The following is a 26523-nucleotide window of genomic DNA, read 5'->3' on the forward strand; positions in this document are numbered from 1 at the left end:
AACTTATATTAGCCAGTCCCAACAATCTAAAAGATACAGCCAAACTTTATAAAGCTTCTTCCATTGACACCGGACTCTAAAAGTCATAAAATACTAAAGTTGATTTAGTAAGCGGCACGAAATAAATAACAGGAAGAAGTGATATAATGGCACCTGAACAACGTAAGAAAATGATTATCCTAATGATAAATATGTTTATTGCAGTAGGTAGTTTCGGCATAATCATACCTATTCTCCCAGCATATCTGGATTCCATCGGGGAAGGCGGGTTGGCTGCTGGGTTAATGATTGCCATATTTGCCGGTGCACAGTTTGTCATGTCACCATTGGCTGGAAAATGGGCCGATCAATATGGACGACGTATTATGATTATTCTCGGATTAGCTGGTTTGACCTTGTCCATGTTTGTATTTTATGGATTTGATTCTGTATGGATGCTTTACTTTTCCCGTGTTATTGGTGGTATAGGAGCAGCGCTTTTAATCCCTGCCCTTTTTGCTTATGTGGCGGATATCACCACGATGGAACAGCGTGCAAAGGGAAACAGTTACATTTCCGCTGCCATGTCATTGGGTATTGTAATTGGGCCTGGAATTGGCGGTTTTTTAGCTGACTTCGGATTAAAAACTCCGTTATTGGTATCCGCTTTGATTTCGCTTGTGGCAACTATTTTCTCCATCCTTGTGTTAAAAGAAAGCAGGGAGAAGGAGACAGTGTTGGCACAGGAAGAAAATCCGGAGCCGATGCTCAAAAAGCTGGCACTATCGGTTAACAAACCTTATTTTATACCTCTTATAATCACGCTTGTGATGAGTTTTGGATTGATGGCTTATGAGTCTGTCCTGGGATTATTCATTGATAATCAGTTTGGAGCAACCCCTCAAGAGATTGCCGTAATGATTACAGCTACTGGTATAATCAGTGTAATCGTGCAGCTCTTTGTAGTAGATCGAATTGTGCGCGCCATTGGGGAAGGCAATGTATTGAATATCTTCCTATGCGTGGCTGCGATCGGATTTTTGGTTTCGTTATTTGCTTCAAGCTATGGTGTTTTCTTTGGAATCACCTTAATTATCTTCTTGGCAACCTCTATCTTAAGGCCTGTCATCAATACACTGATTTCTAAACTGGCAGGTAATGAGCAAGGATTTGCTATGGGAATGAACAATGCATATATGAGTATTGGAAATGTATTAGGTCCGACGCTTGCAGGGATACTTTATGACGTTAATATCATTTATCCTTTTGTTCTAGGACTATTAGTTTTAAGTGTAACAATCCTTGTATCTTTTACATGGCAATCGAAACAAAAGAAAAGATTGGCCCAAGTGGAAGCGAATTAACTCCTTTTAAGAACGCTCTTTTCTCAAAGATTGTTGCTCTTTGCTAGTAAAAAGTCGGCAATTGGACTTTTTACAGAAAAAGTCGGCAATTGGACTTTTCATTGCTTACTTACTCTCTAAATAGGCACGTAGCATATTTAGTATTGGAGGGAAAAGAGCTCGACAGTAAGGCATATAACGGTGGATTAAAAGTACGTAAAAGCAACAAAGTTTTCGAAAATAGCATTAAGAAAATTCAGATAGCCTATTTACTTTTAGATAAAAATACCATATTATTATCAATGTAATAAAAAACGAATGGAAGCGAGGGATGTTTTATGAAAAAGTTAATTGTCGCAAATGCCAATCAATTAAATAATGAAGCACAGCCCTTGCATAGAAATCGTTAAACGAATCTGTTATCTTTCTGATGAGAATTTAGATTTCCATGGGGCTGTGTCGTAACGTCTCATGGTTTATAAATGTTAATGCAAAAGACCGTGCGAACGGTCTTTTTGTTTTGTCAAAAAATATCTACTTTCCATTAGGAGGAAAACACATTGAAAAGAAATCAATTAGGTTGGAATGAATTTTTAAATAATGCATTTGTTGAATATGAAGAGCAAGGATATACAGTGGGTAGGGTGATGCTGGAGCATAAAAGGTTGTATAGAGTAGAAACGGACTTAGGTGAGTGCCTAGCGGAAGTATCAGGGAAATACCGGTTTGAAGCAACATCACGAGAGGATTACCCGGCTGTTGGGGATTGGGTTGTTTTAAGTGAACGTAAGGAAGAAGGCAAAGCAACCATTCATGCTTTGTTACCTAGATTTAGTAAATTCTCAAGAAAAGCGGCTGGTCTAGTGACTGAAGAACAGATCGTGGCAGCAAATGTGGATACCATTTTTCTTGTGCAATCCTTAAACTATGATTTTAACCCAAGACGTTTGGAGAGATATCTAGTGATGGCATGGGAAAGTGGTTCGAATCCGGTGGTTGTACTGACGAAATCGGATTTGTGTGAAGACGTTCCTGTAAAAATCGCCGAGATGGAAGCAGTTGCTTTTGGTGTTCCAATTCATGCGGTAAGTGTGAAGGAAGAGACGGGATTAGAGGAACTGGCCTCATACTTTGCTGAAGGAAAAACAGTGGCATTACTTGGTTCATCAGGAGCGGGGAAATCCACGTTGACGAATTATCTGCTTGGTGAAGAGAAGCAACTTATTCAAGAAGTTCGTAGTGATGATGATAAAGGGAAACATACTACGACATATCGGGAGTTGTATATGTTGCCTACTGGTGGTCTTGTGCTGGATACTCCTGGTATGAGGGAGCTTCAATTATGGGAAGCGGATGGCGCGATCAGTCATAGTTTCCAGGATATCGAAGAGCTTGCAGAGAAATGTTATTTCAGAGATTGTAAGCATGCCAATGAACCTAAGTGTGCAGTTCAAGGGGCGATTGAGGAAGGTACGTTGGAAGCTTCTAGATACCAAAGTTATGTAAAATTGCAGCGAGAACTTGCATTCTTGGAAAGAAAAAATGATAAACGTGCTCAACTTGCAGAAAAAGAGAAGTGGAAGAAAATCACCTCTGGAGTACGCGGTGGGAAGAAGAAATAAGGAAGGAAGCCACAAGGTGTGAGTGTGATGCCTTGTGGTTTTTTCTTGTTTACTAGTGTTTATATTTTTATATTCAATAATGGATATAACCAACGAATAACTTAAAAAGCCAAAGGGGAGTTACCCTCTAGCTTTTTAAGCGGTAATTCTAATTTTATCGACTCGTTTCATGAAAGAGACTGCAAGATCATTGAAAATGTCACTTTCTTCGATGTTGCAAACATGCCCACATTTTTCAATTACTTCTAATGTAGAATTCTCTTCCTGTTTGACATATTCGCTCGTATTGCTTAGAAACATATGGTCTTCAGAACCGGAAATGTATAGCTTTGGAATTTTATTCTTTATTGATTTTAATCGATCGTAAGTGGTATAACCGTTCAAACCAGAGAGCACCCAGCTTAAGTAGGTTTCTTTGGAAAGTTTATAAGCCTCTTTAATGAAAGCTTTTCTAGAATCTGAGTGATTTTTCTTAGGTAGTAGTACGCGTGCAAAGATGCGATAAGGTACCATATGTGGCAGTATTTTTCTCAGTGGATAGAAAACGGACAGTCGGCAAAGAAACTCCCCCCATTTTTTCAGCTTGGGAGTTGCGCCGCCAAGTACCATGGACTTAATGACAGAAGGCTTACGGAGCGCAATTTCCTGCATGATTATGGTTCCAAGTGAAATGCCAACAAAGTGAGCGGATTCAATTTTCAGTTTGTTCATAATACCAATCGTCTGCTCAGAGGAATATTCAAAAAGATCAACACCTTTAGGGTAAGGGGACTTTCCGTGACCAGGCAGATCTAATAATAGAATATTATATTCAGCGCGGAATGCTTTAAGCTGTTTATAAAAAATGGAAGAGTTTCCCCCAAATCCATGAAACAGCACAATCCACTCTTTCGATGTAGAATGAGTAAGCGTTTTATAATACATAATAGTCCTCACTTATCTTGCATATTTCAAATCAACAATCAATACCCGAATAACACAATAAAAAAACTTGCAATATCAAGTATACACAAACCATACCAGGTTTCTCAACCTGCAAATTCTTACTATTTTGTGAAGAGTGAAAAAAGGGGTCTGACCCCTTTTATTCATTTTCTGCATAAATATTCATATCCTAGTAAAACTTCCTTATTTTCTTCTTGTTTTTGGAAAGTTATAGCAGTTTTGTGGGGGTGTTTGGTAGAATGGTAGAAAATAGTTTTTGTAGGAGGGTGAAGTGAGTGATAGTACCAGCTAAGCTTAGGCAGGGGGATGAGGTGAGGGTGATTGCACCGTCCACTTCTCATTCTATCCTTTCCCAGGAAAATATAGATCTATCCACACAGAGGTTAGAACAAATGGGTCTTAACGTAACATTTGGAAAGCATATCAATGAAACAAATAGTTTACTGACCTCATCCATCGAATCCCGTATCGAAGATATGCATGAGGCATTCAAGGATGAAAAGGTAAAGGCGATACTGACTTCAATCGGGGGATACCAGGCAAATCAACTATTATCCTATATTGACTATGACCTTATTAGGAACAACCCAAAGATTTTCTGTGGTTATTCCGATATTACCGCATTGAGTAATGCTATATATGCCAAAAGCGGGCTAGTCACGTATTCAGGTATCCATTTCTCCTCATTTGGTATGGAAAAGGGGTTTGAATATTCGCTGGATTATTTTAAGAAGTTATTCATGGATGAAGGTACCACGATAGAAATTCACCCATCCCATGAATGGAGCAATGATGCTTGGTACATGGATCAGGAAAGTAGAAAGTTTTATCCTAATGAGGGCTATCTTGTTATAAATGAAGGAGCATGTGAAGGTACAGCAATCGGTGGAAATCTTTGTACTTTGAACCTTCTGCAAGGAACCGAATTTATGCCTAGCTTGGAAGATTCCATTCTATTTTTAGAGGATGATAAATTAACAAGCCCGAAAACTTTTGATCGTGACCTTCAATCACTTATTCACCAACCAGGCTTCACTGATGTGAAGGGAATTGTAATAGGCCGTTTTGAGAAAGTATCCAATGTATCAAATGAGCTTATTCAAACCATCATTCAAACAAAGAGGGAGCTTTCCCATATTCCAGTTGTGGCGAATGCAGATTTCGGTCATACAAGTCCAATGTTCACCTTTCCGATAGGAGGGAAAGTGAAACTACATGTAGAACAAAATGGAGTCAAGATTACATTGAATTAGCAAATCCATGTCCTGGTATATAGATTTTTAAAGGAGGTGCTGTGCAAATGTTTAGTCCTTTTACCGATCCGGAAGCGTTTATGGAAGGATCGCTCCTTTTTTCAGCTTCCCATTTAGTAAGTTTATGCGTAACTTTAGCACTCTCTCTTATCCTCTTTCTACTCAGGAATAAAGCATGGATGAAGTTGGGGGGCAGGTGGTTAATCTTCTTGGGCCTGGCTGGCTCGGAGATTTGGTTGAATTATTGGTACTTTTCCACAAACATGTGGGATATCCGTTACACATTACCGTTTCAATTATGTTCTATAAGTCTATATCTTTGTGTGTGGATGCTTGCGACAATGCAAAAATGGGTGTTTGAAGTGGTGTACTTTCTTGGTGTTGGAGGTGCGTTACAGGCATTGCTAACTCCGGAATTATTTTATGACTTTCCCCATTTCCGTTTCCTTCACTTTTTCATTGCTCACATATCCATTATTCTGGCTGTATTTTATATGCTGTGGGTTGAAAAGTTCCATAATAAGTTCAAGTCCGTTTGGAAAGCATTTGCTGCTTTGAATATCTTAGCTTTCTTGGTGTTTTTTGTTAATAGATTTACGGGAGGAAACTACATGTTCCTCGCTCAAAAGCCTACCAATGCAAGCCTGATTGACTTTTTAGGTCCATATCCTTGGTATATTTTATCTCTTGAATTAGTAGTTCTGTTCATCTTTTTCCTATTGTATCTTCCTTTTTTTATTCGCGAAAAAATACAATCTTAAAAGGAAGGGAAAAGCCGAAATTTAAAATTGAAATTTTACATATCCAAAAAACCGCCCGGAATTTAAACCCCGAGCGGTTTTTCAATACTTTCTTATTGTCTTCATCACGTATTTATATACCCCGAAAAAGATCAGAGAAAAAACAACAACAATTAAAATATCAATAAAAATTCCCATCTAAGCAATAACCCTCCAACACAGTCATTTACAATCATTCTATCCACATCCTAATAAAGTTGCAAACCATATTATTACAGAAAGGTTATTTTGTAATAGTCCTGTCACATTCCCGCTTTTCGTCATACTATGTAGAAAAGCGAAGGGGAGAGTCAGTGTGGGGAGCTTCAGAAAATTTTTGTTAATGTATGGAATCATTTTGGCGATGTTCTATGGCGTGTTCTCGGTATTGAGCTACAACAGTATTCAAATTAAAATAGAAAAGCTGGAGATTCTGGAGGAGGAATACCTAAAAAAAGAGGCCCAAGGGGAAGTGCCTTATTCGTTCAGACAACAATATAATAAAGAATACCACGAATATGACAGGCTTCAAAATAGACTGCAGTCCTTTTGGATGAAATGGGTATTCGATTTTCCTGAATTTAAAAAACCGTAAAGACGATAGCGATACATCGCACGATGAAAAAGTCTGCGCGTCTTCTACTACGATTAACAAGGTTATAGCATACCTTGAAGAATATATAACTTTGTCTATAAACCGAGTAGAAGAATCTCTTCTACTTACATACAAACCTTGCCTTTATGATAAAAGAAATGCTAAAAAATTGGTACATTATTCCTATACTTATGACTGTATGGCCTGGCATGAAAGAGTTTAGTGATAAAGTATAAAGCATCTAGGAAAAAATTAGTAACAGATATATGTTACAATATAGCCAAGTCTAATATTTGGAGGTGTCATCTTGAAAATCAATGTATTTCTTGATGATAGTCGAACATGTCCTAAAGGTTATATACTCGTAGAGGACATAGACCAATGCCTCACCTTGTTAGAGAGCCATGCAATTGAGCATCTCTCTTTGGACCACGATCTGTTGAACAAACATCGAAATGGTCTGCTGCTCGTTCATAAAATGGTGGAGAACGAGCTGTATGCGGATAGAATTACGATTCATTCCGCAAACTCGGTTGGTAGTAAAGCAATGTATCGTTATTTAAAGCAAGCGCAAGAAGATCTGAAAATGCCACCCAACATTAAAGTATTACTAAGACCACTTCCGCTTTTCTAAGCGTTACCTCTGCAACTTCGCTCATTTCCATCCTATTACCGCAAAAGGATTCGTACTTCTTGAAACAAATCGGATCTTTCACCTAGAGTTAAAAATCAAACACTTGTAAAAGATTTAAATAGTCGTGTAGTTCCATGCAGATGTAAAATTATCCGTCTTATATAGAAAGAAATGAAAAGGCTGGACGGAACAAATCCGTTTGGTCTTTTTCATTAATGTTGATAAAATGGTAGAAGGGAAAAGTGAGGTGAGCCAAAATGGAAACCATACATGATCATATTGGACATAACCTGGATATTCTTTTTGTAGGTTTCAATCCGAGTATCCGTTCTGGTGAAACCGGTCATCATTATGCAAATCCAACTAACAGGTTTTGGAGCATCCTTTTTGAAGCGGGAATAACTCCTAGGAAATATGCACCGACAGAGGATTTTAAGTTACCTGAGCTTAAATACGGTTTGACTAATATCGTTTCTCGGCCGACGGTTGGGGCAGTGGATATTACAAAAGAGGAATATCAAAAAGGAAGAGTAGAGTTGAAAAATAAAATCAAATTCTTTCAGCCTAAAATCGTTTGTTTTGTCGGGAAAGGGGTGTATCAGGAATATAGCGGGCTCAGGGAATTGGAATGGGGAAGACAAGAGAAATCAATGGTGGAAGGGACCATCGATTTTGTGGCACCATCATCCAGCGGACTTGTTAGGATGAAAAAAGAAGAAATCCTGCGCATATACAGGGAATTAAATGCCTTGAAAAATAGGCTTTCCTCCCATGGGGTGTATTAGAAAAACACTTCCTCCCATACAGGGTGAAGTGTTTCCTACTGAATATTCTTTATTTAGGAGTCACAGAATGATCATGTTCTTTTTCCAATGATCTTAACGAGTTTCTTATTTCTAACATATTTTCAATTTGAAGAGTAAGCGTATGTTTAATTAATGTATTTTTCTCCTGTTGTCCATCCTTTAAGTGGGTAACATCCTTCTTAAGGTCTTCACAATCATGTTTGAAAACTTCCTGCTGCTTGTGAAATGCCAGTTGGGCTTCTTTTATTTCTTTTAACTCTAAAAGTATTTCATTCAGTACCTTCTCCATGTTTTCCACTCCTTTTAGTAAGAAGGAAACTCCTCTTAGTTTTACATATATCATTTAAAATCTGAAAACTAGATATATATACTGTTTAAATTCTCGTTATAAGGAGAATTTAAACACAATATTATAAATTACGAGATAATATATTTATAGAAAGGAAAACAAAAACCCGCCTTTTCAAGGCTGGGTCAATGTGAAGGTGGCAGAGTTAATGCTCCTGCCAGTGTAGGTTTGATGGAAATATCATTAAAAGAAATACCCAATTGAACTGTGGTCTGGGCAATTTCAGGTCTGATACCAGAAAGGGTCGTTTTGACACCGATCAGGTTCAAGGCTTTTATTAGATTGAAGATCTGATCAGCAACTAGTGTATCAATGATGACAACACCCGACAGATCAATATACAAATGATTGATTCCTTTTTCGCCACACTGTTCCAATGTATTCTCCAGAATGAATCTGGCCCTACCTGTATCAATGTCTCCCACTAATGGTAAAAGTGCCCGATTATTATCAAGTGCAATGACAGGTGAACTTAATTCCTTGATCATATCTTGCTGGGCCTGCAAGCGCTCTTCTGAATATCTTTGATTCTCTTCGACAAACTTGAGCACAACTTTATCAAACGCAAGTGTAATCATGTGGTTCCATTTCAATTCATTTTCTTTTTCTTCTTGGTGTAATTCTACAAATTCAGAAATAAAGGTAAGGTATTGACCACGGACCCGGAAGAATTCGCGCAGAGTATGATGAATAGGTGTATTTAAATGTTGTTCATCTTTTGCAATAGAGTGGATCCATTCTTCAAAATCCCTAAAAAACTTTTCCTCGTCCTCAATAAATAATTTACATAATTGAAGATGGAATTCGTAATTTTGTTTTTTCAGTGTATTAATTACTTCAGGGTTTGTGGAAGCGTACACCCCTTTAGTATTAGCCTTATCTATTGATTGGTACCATTCTTCGGTAAGAATCTTCGCTTTATCCAATAAAAAGCTGTGTAGTTTACTTTTTCGATGCATATTAATTCCCCCCAATTCAATCCCTCTATACCCTATGCCCAATGAATGCTAAACTACTTCTAGTAACCTTTCTCGTAATCAACTAAATTTGTTAGTTGATAATCTTCTTTCATATATTTTTTCAGGTTCGGAATGAAAATATCCTCTATTACACGTTTTGTATAATGTTCTGTAGATCCTGAAGTATGAGGGGTAACGATGACATTTTCCATCCCCCATAACGGGTTGGTCCCATCTAAAGGCTCTTGGATAAATACATCAAGTCCAGCACCAGCAATTTCTTGCTCCTGTAGAGCGAGAATAAGGTCTTTTTCCTTGATCACTTCTCCACGGCCAATATTTATAAGGAAAGCGGACTTCTTCATTAGATAAAATTCCTCTGATCCAAACATTCCTTGGGTGTCTTCCGTCAAAGGAAGCGTGATTACCACATAATCGCATAATGGCAGGATTTCATGCAGTTTATCCGGAGTATACATTTCATCGACGTTCTCAGTCGGTATACCGGAGTGCCGAACACCAATGACGTTCATACGGAAAGCTTTCGCGATTCTTGCAGTCTCTTTTCCAATCTCCCCCACACCATTTATGCCAATAGTCTTTTCATGTAATTCAAGATTCATATGGGCGTGATGCCAGTGCTTTTTCTGTTGTTGTTTTACATATGTATGAATTTTTCTTGTCAAACCAAGCATTAATGCGAAAATGGTTTCAGAAATAGGGTAAGCGTGAACACCATTCGCGCTCGTTAAAATGATGTCGCTTTCGGAAAATTTGTTCAGCGGCATATTGTTGACCCCTGCGCTCCATGATTGCAGCCACTGAAGTTTAGATTCCCCATCCAATGAAAGCTTCTCCAACTCATTTTTCCATCCAACAATCACCTCTGCCTCCTTCGCATATGGCTCCCATTTCTCTTTATCTCTTCCTGCAATAACTTTAAAGTCAGGTGCAAGTTCGTTTATTTGTTGGAGGTACGAGTCGTCTATATTTTGGGTGATAAGCATTAATCTTTCGGCCATAAGTAAAAACTCCTTTTACAAATTATCTAATATCTATTTTAACAGATTTTAGATAATTATTAGAAATTTAAAGTGTAGTTTCAAGGATTTATTGATGAAAAGTCGAATAATAGATAACTAGATGGAAATCCAAAAACAGTTTTTAAAAGATGAGAAATGGAGAATAACCATGAATAATTTAGGACTTATAACGATCACTCACGACCCAAATGGAAGATATATCAATCTATTTATCAAGCATATAACTTACATAACAGAGTTATATGAGGAAATCTATCTAACAATAAGCAATCAATCGAGCAAGGAATGGGAAGAGGCTTTGAAAGTAGAACCCTCACTCAACTTTAAAACAATCCCTAAAAAAGGGACGGCCCATGCAAGAAGGGAGGCTGTTAAATTCGGCCTATCCGGAAAATGTGATTATTTCCACTATATTGATCTTGACCGTCTGTTAACTTGGTGTGACAGATACCCAGAAGAGTTAAGAGGAATCATTGGAAAGATACCAGGACATCCATACACCATACTTGGCAGAACGGAAAGAGCTTTCCTTACACATCCGGAAGAATGGGTGGAAACAGAAAGAATTACAAACAAGATATGTTCCTTAGAGTTAAGGAAAGAAGTTGATATTACAGCCGGCTCCAGCTCCTTTTCAAGAGAGTGTGCTAGTAGAATAACAAGCAATTCTAAAAGTGATATGACGGATGCGGAATGGCCAATGATTGTGTATAGGATAATGAAGCAACCCATCCATTACATAGAAGTGGAAGGTCTGGAATATTGGGAAGCAACTAATAGTGTTACTAGAGAAGTGTCAGAAGGCGAAGAATGGGTGGGACGGCTGAAGCTTGCATTAATAATCAGTGAGTCTGCAATTACTACCGGAAAGGCTGAAGCCTAGTTTATCTCCTTGCGTCCAATACAAAAAAGTAAAGGGGAAGAATATGAAAAAATTAATAAATGCATTAGGGATACTGGGGTTAGGGTTACTTTTATCAATATATCCTTATAAAATCTATCAAGAAAAAAAGAATCTGGACAATTTAAATCAATGGCTAGCAAATCCTGAAAATAAAGAATTTCTATTTAATGAAAATCTCCAACTTATTGAGGTAGAGAATCTAGGAAATGACATATACAATGTGGAAGCTGAAGGAGATAAGAGGTTCCTGATTAAATACAAGAAGAATCGTTATGATTTTTATATTCAACTGTATTTGGAAGGACAAGGAATGCAGATGTTTCTTGAGTATAAATAAAGACAATTCACCTGTTACTCAAAAAGGCAGGTGTTTTTTTAATTTGTTAAAACTTTTTGCCTTATCTGTAGGTCTAATGAATATAAAACAACAAAAGAGCTTTCAGGAGTGTGGGGTCGTTGGAGAAGAAGTTGTTGGTGGAGAATGCGAAAAAAGGGGATGAAGAGGCATTTTTCATCCTCATAGCTGGACATAAGGAGCAGCTGTACAGAATAGCGTTTCCCATATGTTACCTCCTGAATTGCTTGAGGCCATTCAAGAGGTAACATATAGAGCATTTAAAGGGATCAGAAAAGTGAAGCGACCGGACTATTTTTCCATAGCTGGATTACCCTTCAAGAATGAGAGAACAAGTCAGATTGAATGTAAAATGATTAGAAAGGGACACAGATATGTGAATGTGTCTCTATTCTGTTTTTTCTGTATTTCAAACAAGTGTCCAAAATCTGTACATATTCCGCCTCAAAAACCTCTTACAACGATGGCACACTTTTTGCATCACTACAAAGTAATACATAAATTGGAGGTAGAGTGAGTAATGAACATTCAACATTCTGTAGCATTTGTAACAGGTGGAGCATCAGGTTTAGGAGAGGCAACTGTTAGGAATATCGTTGCTAAAGGTGGGAAAGCGGTCATAGCTGATTTGTCTGAAGGAAGAGGGGCCATCCTCAAGAAAGAACTGCAAGATGCCGTTCTATTTGTAAGAACGGATGTCACGAAAGAAGAGGAAGTTCGTCAGGCGTTGGAAGAGGGCGTCCGAGCTTTCGGTTATATAAATACTGTGGTGAATTGTGCAGGGATTGGTGTTGCGCAGAAGGTGTTGAGCCGGAAAGGGCCACACTCACTAGATGACTTCTCCAAAGTCATCTCCATCAATCTGATAGGTTCATTTAATGTGATCCGTTTGGCTGCAGAGCGCATGATGGAAAATGAACCAAACATAGAAGGTGAACGCGGAGTCATAGTAAACACGGCTTCTGTTGCAGCCTTTGATGGACAAATCGGTCAGGCTGCTTATTCTGCATCCAAGGGTGGAATTGTAGGGATGACCTTGCCGATAGCAAGGGAATTCGCGTCATTTGGAGTGCGGGTCATGACCATAGCCCCGGGGCTCTTTCACACCCCGATGTTCGATTCATTACCAGTTGAAGCCAGGGATTCACTCGGAAAGATGGTGCCGTTCCCATCTCGCCTTGGTTATCCAGAAGAGTATGCGCAACTTGTTCAGAGTATCATAGGAAATCCAATGCTTAATGGGGACACCATAAGGTTAGATGGTGCGATAAGAATGCAACCGAAATAATTCATTTGCCATAAGAGTTGATTAAGGAAATACAGATTAATTTAATATGAAGACCTCCTAGCTATGATAATTGGTGAAGGGAGGTCTTCATTTGTGTGAAGAGGACCTCCCGGCAACAAAACTGCTAGACAAAGATCTTCATTTGCGTGATAAAAAGTAAGTGAAAACGATACAAAAGACCTAATTTGCAATATTGCATTAGTAATTGGATGCATTTTTTAATTAAATTCCTCGAGAAAAAAGACTACCACCTTCTATAAGACTACGAAAATCCCTCAAATGAAAATACAAGATAGGACCTAACTAACAGACACGATTCGACAATCACTTCCATCAAATTGACTACTTTTACATCCCGTGGTAATTATTATATAGCTATAAAAATGTTGGATGCTTTCTTTATAAATTTTTTAAAAAAGGGATTATTTGTATAACGCATAGGGAATAGGCCTTTTAGAAAATACATATTATGCCATGTTGTTGGCAAAGCCTAGGGGGAAGGGCTATGAAGAAAACAATGCTTCTAGGATTAATAAGTTCTGCACTTTTATTAGGAGGATGTGGAATGAAATTGGATAGTAGTAGGAGTCAAAGTACAGGAGAAAAGAACGCTCCAAATTCAACCGCCTTTAATGATGAATTTTCAAAAGATTTTTTTAAGTCTTCAGAACAAGTGGTAGAAGGACACTATCTCTTTGAATCTCAAACCGGCGGGTATACCATTCATATTCCTATAAATGCTTCTTTGGACAAAGCAGCCTATGAGAGAGCAGGGGATGAATTTGAAGCGGTAGGTTTTGTGGAAAATGATGAAAAAGAAAACCTCTCTTTTTATTACAACATTAACTACGATGATCAACCTAGAGCAAACGATATCGAATTTAAATTGGATATGTTTGACACATATTTGAATTATACAGGGAATTTTGAGGAGTATACAAAAGAGAATACTACTTATTACTACGCTGAGAACGTTTTTGAATACGAAGGAAAAAAGAGTTACAGATATTTTGCCTATATAAAACCTGATATAAAAGATAAGGGTGTAAATTTTATTGGAAGAGTGACATGTATTGACTATGAGAAGCCTTGTACACAAGAAAGTAATCATGCCAAAGAGATGGTATTAAATATCATGCATTCAATTGATTTTAAATCTAGGTGATTGATATGGATAAGACTGAAGTTCTCCATTCAGAAATATTAATAGCAAGAATTGTGGAATTGGAATATAAGGATTTAACAATTGAAAATATTAGACGGACTTACATTGAAGAGACAGGAAAAGAGCCGCCTGGAGAAATAACATTGTACCATTCAGATGACCTCCCTAAGTCTGTAAGAGATTATGATTCTGGCTTTGATGGCACAGTAATTCATTTTATGGATTTAAAGTCAGGACTCAATGAATCTTACACAATTACTAGAGGAAGCGAAATGGGTGAAAACAATGGGGATGGGCCAATGAGTGATTGGTTATATAATCTCTTTGGAATTTTTGGTGGGAAGGTGCAAAACCAATTTCAAGATGCTCGGTATTTTGAAAAATATGTAAGTGACGAGATGAATAAAATTGTAGAAAAAGAACACGATCATTTAAAAAAGCAAGGAAAAGATATAAATATTGAACTTACTAAATACGGAATAGGGCACTCTCTTGGAGGGAATCTTATACAAACATTGCAAATTTTGGACGTGCCCTTTGATAGAGTATTAGCTATAAATGACGCGCCTCCGAATGCATACCAACTTGCCGGGCTGGACATTGACTTTCAAGAATCTATTTTTCTAAAATTTAATATCCACAGTAGAAAATTCGATGACATCTACAAACTAGATCCTATTAAACTCAAAGAATTTGCTGAGGAATATTATCATGTCCCTGGCCAGAGCATCCATCATATAACGATAAAAGAAGAAATATTATATTCAGTCATAGGCTTTAGAGGTTTTTTAGACCTTGGTTCTCGTGAAGTTTTGAACACATACCCCCACACAGATGGCATCGAAAAAAACATGAGTAATGTTTCTGATGAGAACTTATTGGGAATTCAACAATTCGTCATCAAACACGCCCCAGCATACGAAAAAGCAGGCATCGACGGCCTCATGGGAAGCATGTTCGGTATTGATCAACAGCTTTTCACCACAATCAATAAAATCAAACAGGATTGGAAAAAAATCTTCGAACCCCCGAAGTGGAAACGAGGAGCGGTTCCAATGACATTTGGTGTTATTGGATTTGGAAGCTTTACAGTGGATATGCCTTTTGCGTATCCAGTTAAAGAATTTCCAAGTGAATTCTTTTCTAATCAGAAAGAATTTATCTCAAGGGCTTTGGAGATTAAAGCTAAACTTCAAGAATTGACAGAAGTCCTTCCTTCTTTATTTGCTCTGGTTGGGGAAATCAGCTCTGATCTTATGAAGATGATTCAGGTTCATGTAGAGGAAATGCTCGGTAGCATTAAGCGAATGATAGAAGCTATAGGTAGTGCTGCTATAGATATAGGAAAGAATCTTGTAAAAGACACTTTTACTCATAATTTGTCACAGCATGAGAATATCCTGACAGTAATTGAACTGGCCGCAACCATGGAGCAGGAGGGCAGGAATATTCAAAACAGCTATCAAGCGATCATTGATGATACAAAAGGATTTGTCGGCGAATTTGGAGATGCTGCCCATGCGCATGGGATGGAGCATGTTGTGAACTCTTTGAATCAAGTAGAAGGGCGTAGATACGAAGGGACAGATATGGTCCGGTATAAAAATGCCACGGACGGAAGGACCATTGAGGTGAATCTTTCATCTGCGGTAAGGATTTATCAACTAGGTCTAGATAAATGTATGGAAAAGGAAGAAGCACTCACTTCGTGGAGAAGACTGTATTATACAGAATATGTTGATGACCTGGAATTCAGGAAACAGCGGGTGATGAATGCCATACACCAGATGGAAGCGAATCCGAATAATTATAGGTATCTTCTCCCGGTTTCAAATAGTTATGTGAAAGTTACCAAGATAAATGTCCATGAGTTTATTAGGCCGCTAGATCCTATGTTTCAGGATTCTTTTGAGGGAATGTATCATTATCTTCGGGAGGAAATTGAAAAATCTAAAGCTATGATCGGTAGGGTCCGAAAGTCAATTGAAGAATTATTTGAAGAAGATCAGAGCATTTCGAAGATGTTTGAATTACGGTAAAGGGGGTGGTAGGAATAGGACTATATAAAACTTCGTATGCTTTTGCACCATATGAAGATTTGCGAAATAAGCACCTTATTTTTAATGCGGAACTAGGAAAAGTTCGTTCTATTAGTGATGAGTTGGCAAGTATTATTAATGCAGAACTCGAAGCAAATAAAGGGAAAGTAATGGAAGAATCTTTATTGGAATTTAATAAGAATCACCGCCTGTTTACCATTATCACCAATGATCAGTCACGGCTGATGACCACCCTTTCCAATAAATACCACGAACATGTGGATGAGATGAACAGGCAAGACCTGACAATCTACTATGAAGAATTAAGCAAGACCATCCGTTAAAAGGTCGAAATACCTAGAAAAATATCAATCTGTGAAAAAAATACTATATTTAGAGGTTTCGTATTTTGGGGATACGGGTAATAATGGGTATATATTACTCATTTTCCTATAATTCCTACTTTAGAATTGACCTCTTAGTTGTGTATTTTTTACAATAAAAGTAACTTATTAAAGAAATGGAGAGATGTAGAATGTCAGGAATTATTCGCGTTACCCCTGCAGAGTTAGTTGGAATGTCCACTCGTTACAGAAGTGAAAGCAGCCAGGTTGGGGATCAAATCAACCGCTTGGACAACATGATCCGTGAGCTTGAAAGTGTTTGGGAAGGTGAATCCAGCCGTGCATTCAGCGACCAATACCAATCTTTAAAGCCTTCTATCATTCAAATGCAACAACTGCTTGAGGATATTTCTGTTCAGCTTAGCAACACAGCTAGAGCACTTGAAGATGCTGATACTCAAATCGCAAGCCAAATTCGCGGTTAATTTTTCAGAAATAACTAGTAAATCTTAACTGAGATTATAAATTCCTTAAGGCTAGCAAAAAGAAAGAAGGAGCGCCATTCTTATTGATTTGAATGCGTTCCTTCTTTTATGAGGTGAAAACGGTGTACATAGAAATAACGATCGATTTGAAAAATTATCAAGGAAAATCCTTTGATCTTCGGTTATCCAATTACCATACGGTGAAGAAAGTGGTGGATATTGTGTGGCAGGCTTCCTCTATCGCTGAACCTCAAAGGGAGGGTCACTGGATTAGGGTTACAAATAAACAGTTGATTTTATCAGGAACAGACAAACTGGTGGAACATGGAATTACATCTGGGGACCGTTTGGAAATCCTATAAAGGAGCAATGAATCATGTCTGATCAAAGTCGAACATATCTAGAAGAAGAATTACAAGCGGTGCTATCAAAGGAAGGAGAAACAGTAAAGCTTGTATTCCAAAAAGAACGAATTAAGTTGGAAGAGGCAGACGAAATAAGTATGCTTCAAAATGTTCATCCAACTATTATGAGAAAAATTCAGGAAACGGAAGATGAACTAACAATCATCTATCATATTTCCCCTGCTTTTGCTTCTTTTGCACAATTGAAAAGAAAAGAAGAAAAAAGTAGATGGATTTTTGCCTCGCAATTAATTAAGAGTGTAAAAGATCACTCTCTTTCCAGACTTCATCTCCTTGTTTGTCCTGAAAACTTGGTAGTGGATGAAAGCCTGACTCCTTATTTTCTTCACTATGGTGTAATGGAAAGCCTCCCGCCATATGAAAAAGATGATGAAAAACTATGGAAGGAGACAAAGGCTGTTATCGCTACTGCCATTGACAGCAAATATACCTTCAAAGAATATTTGAAACTTTCTCAAACATTGGAACTATCCTCTATAGCCAAGTCCATTATGAATGCAAAGAATGAAGACGAGCTATTGGACATTATCCGTAAGGGGATAAAAAAGTTAGAGGATAAAGAAAAACAGTTGATTCATCTTCCTAAAAGAAAATGGAAAATCACAAGATACGCAACCGTTGGTTTATCGGTCCTATTAATTCCAACACTAATTTTGGTGGTGTACTCCTTTTTATTTGCACAGCCAAAACAAGCTGCATTTGTTCAGAGTTCAGAGCACTTCCTTAAAAATGAATATAGTCAGGTTGTTACAACGTTAAATGCTTATGATGCCAAAGATATGCCGCGTGTGGTGCAATATAAACTAGCAACTTCATACATCATTAACGAATCATTGAACGAAGACCAAAAGGATACCTTGCAAAATAGAATAACTCTTCAATCAGACCGGAACTATTATCTTTATTGGATACATATAGGGCGTGGGGAAGCAGAACAAGCTTTGGATATTGCAAGATCTTTAGAGGATTCTGAAATCATTTTGTATGCTTTATTGAAATATAAAGAACAGGTCAGGGCTCAGCAAGATTTATCAGGAGAAGAAAAGCAGAATCAATTAAAGGAAATCCAAGATGAAATTGATGAATATGCAGAAGCGATAAAGGCTCTGGAAGAAGAGGAAGAAACAGAAGTGAGTGATGAAGAATAGGTCCTGCAATAAATTGAGGGTTTGAAATGAGGTGAGCCTGTGAAGAATTTTTGGGTATTTTATAAAGACCATTATCAAAAAATGAATGTAACAACAAATCAACGCATTACGATAGGGAGAGAGATGGACGATCATCTTACCGTGCTTTCCTTACCTTTTACAGCAGAATCCATTTCTGTAGAACTGGAGGATGAAGGTTTCTCTGTAAAACAAAATGATAGACAAATAGGATACGGTACAACTATCAAGCCATTTGAATGGAAAGTAAAAGGAGACACGGTGAAGATGGTAGCGACCGAGGGCGGCGGTTCCGTCAAAACCTATTATATAGGGGATAAAAAAGACGCAGCAATTTCTATTAATGAAGTCTCCCTGCAATTGACAAGAAGTTTTTCCCGAGAGTGGGTTGTTAAATCTGAAGGTTCAACATGTTATTTGAATGGCCGCCGACTTGAAGGGAAGGCCGTGTTGGAAAAAGGAGACCTTTTGCTTTTATCATACTCCGAGATACGTTTTATAGAAGAGGATTTGATTGAGATTGAATCTAGGGTAGACTATGTGACTAATTTAACAGAAATGAAAAGCCCTCAATCGGAAATGAAAAAGAAGTATCCAAATTATCGCAGAACTCCGAGAATGGTTTATGATCTTCCTGACGACAAAGTTTCTTTGCAATTCCCTTCCCAGGAATCCGATGACAACAATAAAGGTTTGTGGCTAATCATCATGCCTCCCCTTATAATGCTAATCGTAATGGGTGTGGTTGCACTTGTTGCACCAAGGGGAATATTTATCATCATCTCCATGGTTATGTTCATGACCACGTTAATTACATCGACTGTACAGTTCTTCAAAGAAAAAGCAAATCGTAAAAGACGTGAAGAGCGTCGCAGAAGGGTATACAGCCTCTATCTTGAAAATAAACGACGTGAGCTACAGGATTTGGCAGACAAACAAACGCATGTCTTAACCTTCCATTTCCCATCTTTTGAAAGGATGAAATATTTAACCCATCAGATTTCTGACCGCATTTGGGAACGCTCGATGGAAAGTCATGATTTTCTACAATTTAGGTTAGGACGTGGAAAGGTCCCTTCCAGTTATGAAATCAGCATTAATTCAGGAGATATGGCCAATAGGGAAATTGACGACTTATTGGAACAATCCCAGCTAATGGAAAAAGTGTATAGGGAAATTGATAATCTCCCAATCGTAGCTGACTTATCCAAAGGAGCCATTGGATTGGTTGGGAAAGAATCTGTCATGAAAAATGAGATACATCAGATTATCGGTCAGCTATCCTTTTTCCATAGCTACCATGACTTACGATTTGTCTTTATTTTCAATGAGAAAGAATATGACCAATGGGAATGGGTTAAATGGCTTCCACACTTCCAAGTTCCGCACTCCTTTGCCAAAGGGCTCATCTATAATGAACAGACAAGAGATCAGTTGCTTTCTTCCATTTATGAGATGCTAAGGGAAAGAGATTTGATGGAAGATAAGGAAAAGGTCGCTTTCTCTCCACATATAGTCTTTATCATTACAGAACAGCAACTTATTGCTGATCATGTCATTCTTGAATACTTAGAAGGCAATCATAAGGACCTTGGGATATCGGTTATTTTTGCTGCAGATTCCAAGGAAAGCTTGTCTGATAATATTGAAACGCTTGTGAGGTATATCAATACCCATGAAGGGGATATTCTAATCCAGGAAAAAAAAGCCGTTTCCATACCATTCCGTTTGGATGCCCATAGGATAGAGGGAAACGAGAATTTTTCAAGGATGCTTCGCACACTTGACCATCAGGTGGGGATGACCAATTCTATCCCAAACAGCGTTTCATTTTTAGAGATGATGAAAGTAAAGGAAGTAGGAAAACTGCCGATTAAAGAAAATTGGCTTTCAAGAGAGTCTTCCAAATCTCTTGCCGTACCAATCGGGCTTAAAGGAAAGGAAGATATATCGGTATTGAACCTTCATGAAAAAGCACATGGTCCGCATGGACTTTTAGCTGGAACAACAGGTTCCGGAAAAAGTGAATTCTTACAGACATATATCTTGTCGCTTGCCATTCACTACCACCCTCATGAGGTAGCCTTTTTACTTATTGACTACAAAGGTGGTGGAATGGCCCAGCCGTTTGAAAATATGCCACACTTGCTTGGTGTCATTACCAATATTGAAGGAAGTAAAAACTTTAGTGCAAGGGCGCTAGCTTCCATTAAAAGTGAGCTGAAAAGACGTCAACGACTCTTTGACCAATATAAAGTGAATCATATTAATGCATATACCGATCTATATAAACAAAATAAGACGGAAGAGCCTCTTCCTCACCTGTTCTTGATTTCCGATGAATTTGCGGAATTGAAGGCGGAAGAGCCTGAGTTTATCAGAGAGCTGGTAAGTGCGGCCCGTATCGGAAGGAGCTTGGGTGTACATCTCATCCTCGCAACCCAGAAACCAGGGGGCGTAATAGATGAGCAGATCTGGAGTAATGCCCGTTTTAGAGTTGCCCTGAAAGTGCAAGATGCAGATGATAGCCGAGAAATATTAAAAAATGGGGATGCCGCATCCATCACCGAAACAGGTAGAGGGTATCTTCAAGTAGGAAATAATGAAGTGTACGAATTATTCCAATCAGCCTGGAGCGGTGCACCGTATCTGGAGGACACTTCAGAATCAGAGGATGAGATTGCATTTGTAACAGACCTTGGACTTGTACCGTTATCAGATGTTTCTACAACAAAAAGAAAGAAGAAAAGCGGCAAAACAGAAATCGATGCCGTTGTGGAAGAGATTCACTCTGTGCAAGGAAATATGGGGATCATGAAGCTTAGCAGTCCTTGGCTGCCACCACTAGAAGGAAGGCTATCACGTAATCACTATAGCACCCAAGAAACAAATATCATTCCGCTTGCGCTGATGGATGAACCGGAAAAACAATCACAAACAGTCTATAACTATGAAATGCTTGAAGATGGCAACATCGGAATCTTTGGATCTTCCGGATACGGAAAGTCGCATACTGTCCTAATGTTGCTTCTAAGTATTGCTGAAAAATACACACCAGAAGAGGTACACTATTACATTTTTGATTTCGGGAACGGAACATTGTTACCAGTTAGGCAGCTTCCACATACTGCCGACTACTTCCTGATGGATGAAGAGCGCAAGATTGAAAAATTCATGAGGATCCTTAAAGATGAAATGGCACGCCGGAAGGGCTTGTTCCAGCAAAGGGAAGTCAGCTCGATTAAGATGTATAATGCTTTGAGTGAAGAAAAGTTACCGTTAATGTTCATGACCATTGATAATTTTGATCTAATCAAAGAGGAAATGCAGGATTTGGAAATGCAGATTAATCAATTCGTTAGAGATGGTCAATCCCTCGGAATATATATGATATTTACGGCTACAAGGGTCAACTCTATCAGGCAATCACTGATGAACAACTTGAAAACAAAAATTGTTCACTATCTAATGGATAATAGTGAAGCTTTCACGATACTTGGCAGAGTACCTTATAGTCCAGAACCTATCCCTGGACGTGCCATCATTAAGAAAGATGATGCCTGTTTCTCTCAAGTTTTCTTGCCCGGAGACGGAAAAGATGACTTTGAAATACTGGATTCGATTCGAAATGACGTCCAGACATTAAAAGGAAAATATAGCGAGTACAAGGAACCTCAGCCTGTACCTATGCTTCCATCTGATCTCAATGTCATTAATTTTGCTAAATATACAGAAGGGAAGATGAAGAACGGCCTTGTACCTATTGGACTTGATGAAGAATTCGTACAGCCGGTATTTATCAATTTCGATAAATACAAGCATTGCATGATTGTTGGACAGGCCCAAAAAGGAAAAACCAATGTGATAAAAGTGATCCTGAATTCCACCCTGGATCAAGGTGTCGACTCAATCGGACTATTTGATTCCTTTGATAGAAGCCTTTCCAATTACAATGAAGAAAACAAAGTAACATATCTGGAGACAAAAGATCAAATCGGAATCTGGGTGCAAGAAGTAGAGCAAAAGTTGCTTGAGAGGGAAACTGACTATCATGAGAAAGTCCAATTCGGTGACACCTCCATGGATTACCCACCTATATTCCTGGTTGTTGATGGCTATGCAAGGTTCGTCCAAAACTTGGACTCATTGCTGCAAGATAAGTTCGCAAGATTAATTAAGAACTACAGCCATTTAGGTTTCAATCTGGTTGTAGCAGGCAGCAATAATGACCTTTCCAAAGGCTATGATACATTAACGATGGAAGTGAAGCAGATTCGTCAGGCGATGGTACTGATGAAAAAATCTGAACAGAACATTTTCACGTTGCCATATGAACGAAAAGAAGAAGAAATACAGCCAGGGTATGGTTATTACGTAATTAATGGCAAGGAAATGAAAATACAGATTCCGCTTTGTGCCACTGAAAGGAAGGTATACACATGACGGGAAAAACCACCTATATCATTAAAATGGTGTTGGTTGTTCTCCTTATCCTCGTAACACCAGCTATTTTCTTTGGATCTGTCGGGGACAATCCGATGAAGGTTGAACGAACCGCTTCTAGAGTAATAGCTGTGGTAAATGAAGACACAGGGATGGAAAAGGAAGACAAAGCCCTAGAATTTGGTAAGGAAATATCTTCTATCTTTGATGAAAATTCAAGATATGAATGGACAGTCATCGGCCGTAGCGCAGCTGTAAATGGACTTAAAGATTCCAGATACGATGCAGTCGTTTATATTCCTTCCAACTTTTCGACCAACATCATGACCTATGAAAGCAAGCAACCGGTTAAGGCAAACTTTGAATACACCGTTCAAGACCAGCTGAATGCAGTTGATCGGGAAAGAGTATTAAGAGAATTAGAGAAAGCGACCGGCAGGGTAAATAGCAGAATATCCACCCTGTACTGGACGTATGTCTCTCAGGACCTCGAAAACGTACGAGCTCATTTTGATACAATCCTACAGAAGGAAATAGATTTCCAAAATGCGATGCTAGCATTCTATAAGCCTACTTCCCTAAACCTTGCAAATGAGATTGAAAGACAACGCTTTATGTTAGAAAACCTTCAATCAACAGTGGCAACGGTCAGTGAAGAGGCCCCTGGAAGGGAAAACAATGTTCAACAATTTGAACAGAACCTGACTTCCTTTGTGCGATTTGTAGAGGAATTCAAAGAATATCAAAATAACCAACAAGAAGTCCTGCAACAGTTGCAGGATGAGAGCATAAGCAGCATTCAACTTCTTGCAAGTGTCCAACCTTCCAGACATGGGGATATGCAGGATTATCTATCACAGGAAGGTAGAGAGATAAATGCTGGTCTGGAAGCCATCAATAATAGTATGGGGAAGAATAATGCAGCACTAGGTAAGCTTTCTAACGTGAGACAATCTGAAGTCGGTAGGCAGACAGATGAAATGAAAACGTTCCTTGAAAAACAGGAAGGAATTGCCCTTCTACAAAAAAATACACAACTGAATCAGTTAGAAGTGAGCCTTGAGGAATTGAAAAAAGAACTTGGAAAAGAAGGCGAAAAAGAGCCTGGAAAGCCAGAAGATCCTTCTCCTGCTTCCACTTCTTCTGTAGTGAAAGCAAGGGAGAATTCATCTAACGAAGAGGCTCCCGAGAAGAGAAGTTTGGAGCAAGAAATTGCAGAACTTAATCGCATTGCAACAGATATGGAAAGCTTAAAAGCAGATTTAAATGATAAACTTCCAGAAGAATTAATTGACATTATTATTCCATTAGGGGAATTATCTAAAAGAATTTCCAAGGTGGAAGAGAGCCTTAGGGAAATTGATAAAGAAGAAAACCCGTTAATGAAAATAATCAAGCAATTGGAAGAACAAATACAAGCTTTGGAAGAGGAGATTGTCCTTTATCTCGACCAAATTTCTGAGCTTGAGTTGGAAATAGAAAACCTGGAAGGGGATAAAAAGTCCTTAACAAATAATTTGAAAACAGTCATCAATGAGATAGAAAAGAAAGAAGAAGAAATACTGAAGCAAGTTAGAAAACTAGATAATTCTAGATTTGATCGAATAAATGAGGTTTTTGAAAGACCAATCAATAATAATAATACTAAAGAATTGTTAAACTACCATTCTTCCCTTATACAATTTGAACAGACACTTAACAGAGATGTAAGTGAGGATGTCGAACTGTTACTCAAGGATATTGAAGAAATCCTGGTGGTATCTAATTCGGAACAAGAGGAATGGGATGGATTATCAGCAGCTATTCCGTCCATGATGGATGAAATGCAGGCACTACAGGACAACTTCACAACTTTCATGAAGGAGTACAGCGCCAATATTGAAGAGCAGCAATCCTCCATCATGAATGACCTCACTTCCCTAGAAGTAAGTGCGAGTTCTGTAATGGAGCAGGTGCGTTTATTCGCGGCTAATGAACCTACACCTGCCGAAGGAAATGATGGGAATACTGTTGTGAACAGGCAGCAGACCATCAGTCAGGAATTATTAACACTAAATGACTTGGTATCATCAGTCGGAGAGAGCCAGTCTAACATTGTCTCTTATACGACAGAGCTACAGACTAATGTAGAAAGTGTTCAAAGCGATGCAGACACATTGAATGCTAAGTGGGCAGAGAATGTAGATGCAACGAGAATGTACAGAGATGACATTTTTAATGTATTAGGAAATGCCTATGTAGATGGACAGAAGAATGGTCCTGTTTATGATCACCTATCCAACCCATTGCAAATAAGCGGAGATGCTGCAACTGGCACCGAGGATAATAGAATTCCTCCTGTCGTGGTGCTGGCAATTATCCTTATTAGCAGCCTATTGATCGGATATTTCAGCCATTATTTCAATAATGCGCCTATGCTCGTTCAGGGGTCTATGTTTATACTATTAAATATCATAGTTGGATTGATCATCAGTTTATATGGATTAAACATTTATCCTTTAGCGGAGGATCGTGCCATTCAGTGGTCTATTTTTACCATTCTTTTGCTTACGACTGCGTCAGCGGTCGTTTTAACCGGATTTAGTATTGGTAAATTGGTTGGCTGGATTGCAAGTGTTGGATTGGTAATCTTCTTTATTAGCCCTTTCCTTTCACTAACAGCACCGAATATCAATTATGAAGATCCAATGTCACGCGTATACATGTCCATTCAATATGGGTCAAGCTCACTCTTCATGGGAGCGATAATTACATTGATTGTCCTTCTTCTATTACTTCTTGTCATACCTCAATTGGTGAAACTGATAAAGAGTAACCGCGAGAAAAAGAATGAAGATGAAGCTTATGAAGTATAGAATTGCTTTTCTTTTAGCGATGATAACTATTTTTGTATCTTTGCTTACTCTAAATGTAAATGTGAAGCATGCGGAATCAGATATTGAATCCCTTACTCCAAACAGTTATCAGAAAAAGGAGTTTAGGGAGAACACAAATTTCCTGCGAGAAAATAATCTAAATGAGCACAGGGAGTCTGTTCCTGAAGAGCAAAAACTGTTAACCTTCAAACAGAGGGAGAAGAAAGCGGAAGAGGACTTCATCGGATCGCTTTTTACAACTGATGAAGAGAAATCTACGACTATTCAAGTTACCTCGGCAGAGCTGAAACTTTTTACACAACAAGATACCTCCAGGTACCAAGCTGTTGTCGCTACTGAAAGCACTTCGAAAACGAATAGCATTGTCATTCTTTTGTATGGATTTCTGGCAATAGCAGTGATTCTATTATTAGTTCTAATCCTTCCAAGGATGGCAAATGTAAAAAAATGACTTTGAAACCCAATTTTTTTAGATTTGCATATAATTGTTGATCTACGTTTCAGACGCTTCGCTTTCCGCGGGCGGTCCGGGAGCCTCCTCGGGCTACGCCCTGCGGGGTCTCCCATGTCCCTTCCTCCCGCAGGAGTCTGCGCGTCTTCCACTACGATCAACATGGTTATTGCATACCTTGAAGATTAAATTTTGTCTACACACTAAAACCCTCTCTTACCCAGAGAGGGTTTGATTTTACCTAAAATAGATAAAAAATTCAAAAAAATATAAAA

Annotated in this window: 24 protein-coding genes; 20 read left to right on the plus strand and 4 right to left on the minus strand. The window is 38.4% G+C overall.

Annotation, left to right across the window (positions count from 1 at the left end; genetic code table 11):
• Positions 1-146: 146 nt before the first annotated feature.
• Complete coding sequence (locus tag MKY77_RS09215) at positions 147-1343, plus strand: MFS transporter (RefSeq protein WP_339145545.1); 1197 nt, start codon at positions 147-149, stop codon at positions 1341-1343.
• A gap of 539 nt (positions 1344-1882) precedes the next feature.
• A complete protein-coding gene (gene rsgA, locus MKY77_RS09220) occupies positions 1883-2944 on the plus strand; it encodes a ribosome small subunit-dependent GTPase A (RefSeq protein ID WP_339145546.1) in 1062 nt (353 codons plus the stop codon).
• 135 nt (positions 2945-3079) lie between these two features.
• Here the strand turns inward: rsgA and MKY77_RS09225 are convergent, their stop codons facing one another.
• Positions 3080-3868, minus strand: a complete 789-nt coding sequence (locus tag MKY77_RS09225) for an alpha/beta hydrolase (protein ID WP_339145547.1) — start codon at positions 3866-3868, stop codon at positions 3080-3082.
• Positions 3869-4167: 299 nt separating this feature from the next.
• Between MKY77_RS09225 and MKY77_RS09230 the strand changes: the two genes are divergently transcribed.
• The 5 genes from MKY77_RS09230 (at position 4168) to MKY77_RS09250 (ending at position 7935) form a co-directional block, all read left to right on the plus strand.
• Positions 4168-5142 (plus strand): S66 peptidase family protein, encoded by a 975-nt coding sequence (locus MKY77_RS09230; RefSeq protein WP_339149774.1) that lies wholly within the window; start codon positions 4168-4170, stop codon positions 5140-5142.
• A 47-nt stretch (positions 5143-5189) separates the two neighbouring features.
• Complete coding sequence (locus MKY77_RS09235; protein WP_339145548.1) at positions 5190-5903, plus strand: TIGR02206 family membrane protein; 714 nt, start codon at positions 5190-5192, stop codon at positions 5901-5903.
• A gap of 361 nt (positions 5904-6264) precedes the next feature.
• Entirely contained in the window at positions 6265-6516 is a 252-nt protein-coding gene (locus MKY77_RS09240) for a hypothetical protein (RefSeq protein WP_342515705.1), read from the plus strand.
• A 307-nt stretch (positions 6517-6823) separates the two neighbouring features.
• The gene (locus tag MKY77_RS09245) at positions 6824-7150 is read left to right on the plus strand and encodes a cyclic-phosphate processing receiver domain-containing protein (RefSeq protein ID WP_339145550.1); all 327 of its coding nucleotides are present in this window, start codon (positions 6824-6826) and stop codon (positions 7148-7150) included.
• A 257-nt stretch (positions 7151-7407) separates the two neighbouring features.
• The gene (locus MKY77_RS09250; RefSeq protein WP_339145551.1) at positions 7408-7935 is read left to right on the plus strand and encodes a mismatch-specific DNA-glycosylase; all 528 of its coding nucleotides are present in this window, start codon (positions 7408-7410) and stop codon (positions 7933-7935) included.
• Between the two features lie 49 nt (positions 7936-7984).
• Here MKY77_RS09250 and MKY77_RS09255 read toward each other — a convergent pair whose 3' ends face one another.
• The 3 genes from MKY77_RS09255 to MKY77_RS09265 form a co-directional block, all read right to left on the minus strand.
• Positions 7985-8245, minus strand: coding sequence for a hypothetical protein (locus tag MKY77_RS09255; RefSeq protein WP_339145552.1), 261 nt, complete (start codon positions 8243-8245; stop codon positions 7985-7987).
• 185 nt (positions 8246-8430) lie between these two features.
• Positions 8431-9264 carry an STAS domain-containing protein gene (locus MKY77_RS09260; protein ID WP_339145553.1) on the minus strand — a complete coding sequence of 278 codons (834 nt, stop codon included), beginning with the start codon at positions 9262-9264 and terminating at the stop codon, positions 8431-8433.
• A 59-nt stretch (positions 9265-9323) separates the two neighbouring features.
• Complete coding sequence (locus MKY77_RS09265) at positions 9324-10286, minus strand: D-2-hydroxyacid dehydrogenase (RefSeq protein WP_342515706.1); 963 nt, start codon at positions 10284-10286, stop codon at positions 9324-9326.
• A 121-nt stretch (positions 10287-10407) separates the two neighbouring features.
• On the opposite strand from MKY77_RS09265, the gene MKY77_RS09270 reads away from it, so the two are divergent.
• From MKY77_RS09270 to essA, 13 genes are all read left to right on the plus strand, one after another.
• The gene (locus tag MKY77_RS09270; RefSeq protein WP_342515707.1) at positions 10408-11190 is read left to right on the plus strand and encodes a hypothetical protein; all 783 of its coding nucleotides are present in this window, start codon (positions 10408-10410) and stop codon (positions 11188-11190) included.
• Positions 11191-11233: 43 nt separating this feature from the next.
• A complete protein-coding gene (locus MKY77_RS09275) occupies positions 11234-11548 on the plus strand; it encodes a hypothetical protein (RefSeq protein WP_339145556.1) in 315 nt (104 codons plus the stop codon).
• A gap of 119 nt (positions 11549-11667) precedes the next feature.
• A complete protein-coding gene (locus MKY77_RS09280) occupies positions 11668-11814 on the plus strand; it encodes a hypothetical protein (RefSeq protein WP_339145557.1) in 147 nt (48 codons plus the stop codon).
• 272 nt (positions 11815-12086) lie between these two features.
• Positions 12087-12854: a 3-hydroxyacyl-CoA dehydrogenase gene (locus MKY77_RS09285; RefSeq protein WP_339145558.1), complete on the plus strand. Its 768-nt coding sequence runs from the start codon at positions 12087-12089 to the stop codon at positions 12852-12854.
• A gap of 505 nt (positions 12855-13359) precedes the next feature.
• Positions 13360-14019 (plus strand): hypothetical protein, encoded by a 660-nt coding sequence (locus MKY77_RS09290; protein WP_339145559.1) that lies wholly within the window; start codon positions 13360-13362, stop codon positions 14017-14019.
• 5 nt (positions 14020-14024) lie between these two features.
• Complete coding sequence (locus tag MKY77_RS09295; protein WP_339145560.1) at positions 14025-16058, plus strand: DUF6792 domain-containing protein; 2034 nt, start codon at positions 14025-14027, stop codon at positions 16056-16058.
• A 5-nt stretch (positions 16059-16063) separates the two neighbouring features.
• Positions 16064-16402: a hypothetical protein gene (locus tag MKY77_RS09300; RefSeq protein WP_339145561.1), complete on the plus strand. Its 339-nt coding sequence runs from the start codon at positions 16064-16066 to the stop codon at positions 16400-16402.
• A 191-nt stretch (positions 16403-16593) separates the two neighbouring features.
• Positions 16594-16887: a WXG100 family type VII secretion target gene (locus tag MKY77_RS09305; protein ID WP_010192515.1), complete on the plus strand. Its 294-nt coding sequence runs from the start codon at positions 16594-16596 to the stop codon at positions 16885-16887.
• Positions 16888-17009: 122 nt separating this feature from the next.
• Positions 17010-17249 carry an EsaB/YukD family protein gene (locus MKY77_RS09310; RefSeq protein ID WP_339145562.1) on the plus strand — a complete coding sequence of 80 codons (240 nt, stop codon included), beginning with the start codon at positions 17010-17012 and terminating at the stop codon, positions 17247-17249.
• Positions 17250-17263: 14 nt separating this feature from the next.
• Positions 17264-18460 (plus strand): type VII secretion protein EssB, encoded by a 1197-nt coding sequence (gene essB / locus MKY77_RS09315; RefSeq protein ID WP_339145563.1) that lies wholly within the window; start codon positions 17264-17266, stop codon positions 18458-18460.
• 39 nt (positions 18461-18499) lie between these two features.
• A complete protein-coding gene (gene essC, locus MKY77_RS09320; protein ID WP_339145564.1) occupies positions 18500-22921 on the plus strand; it encodes a type VII secretion protein EssC in 4422 nt (1473 codons plus the stop codon).
• Positions 22918-25776 carry a type VII secretion protein EsaA gene (gene esaA, locus MKY77_RS09325; RefSeq protein ID WP_339145565.1) on the plus strand — a complete coding sequence of 953 codons (2859 nt, stop codon included), beginning with the start codon at positions 22918-22920 and terminating at the stop codon, positions 25774-25776. Before essC ends, esaA begins: the two co-directional genes overlap by 4 nt.
• On the plus strand, positions 25766-26248 hold the full coding sequence (gene essA / locus MKY77_RS09330; RefSeq protein ID WP_339145566.1) for a type VII secretion protein EssA: 483 nt from the start codon (positions 25766-25768) through the stop codon (positions 26246-26248). The genes esaA and essA overlap by 11 nt, the downstream gene beginning before the upstream one ends.
• Positions 26249-26523 lie beyond the last annotated feature (275 nt).

The sequence above is a fragment of the Sutcliffiella sp. FSL R7-0096 genome (assembly GCF_038595065.1).
Lineage (GTDB): Bacteria > Bacillota > Bacilli > Bacillales > Bacillaceae_I > Sutcliffiella_A.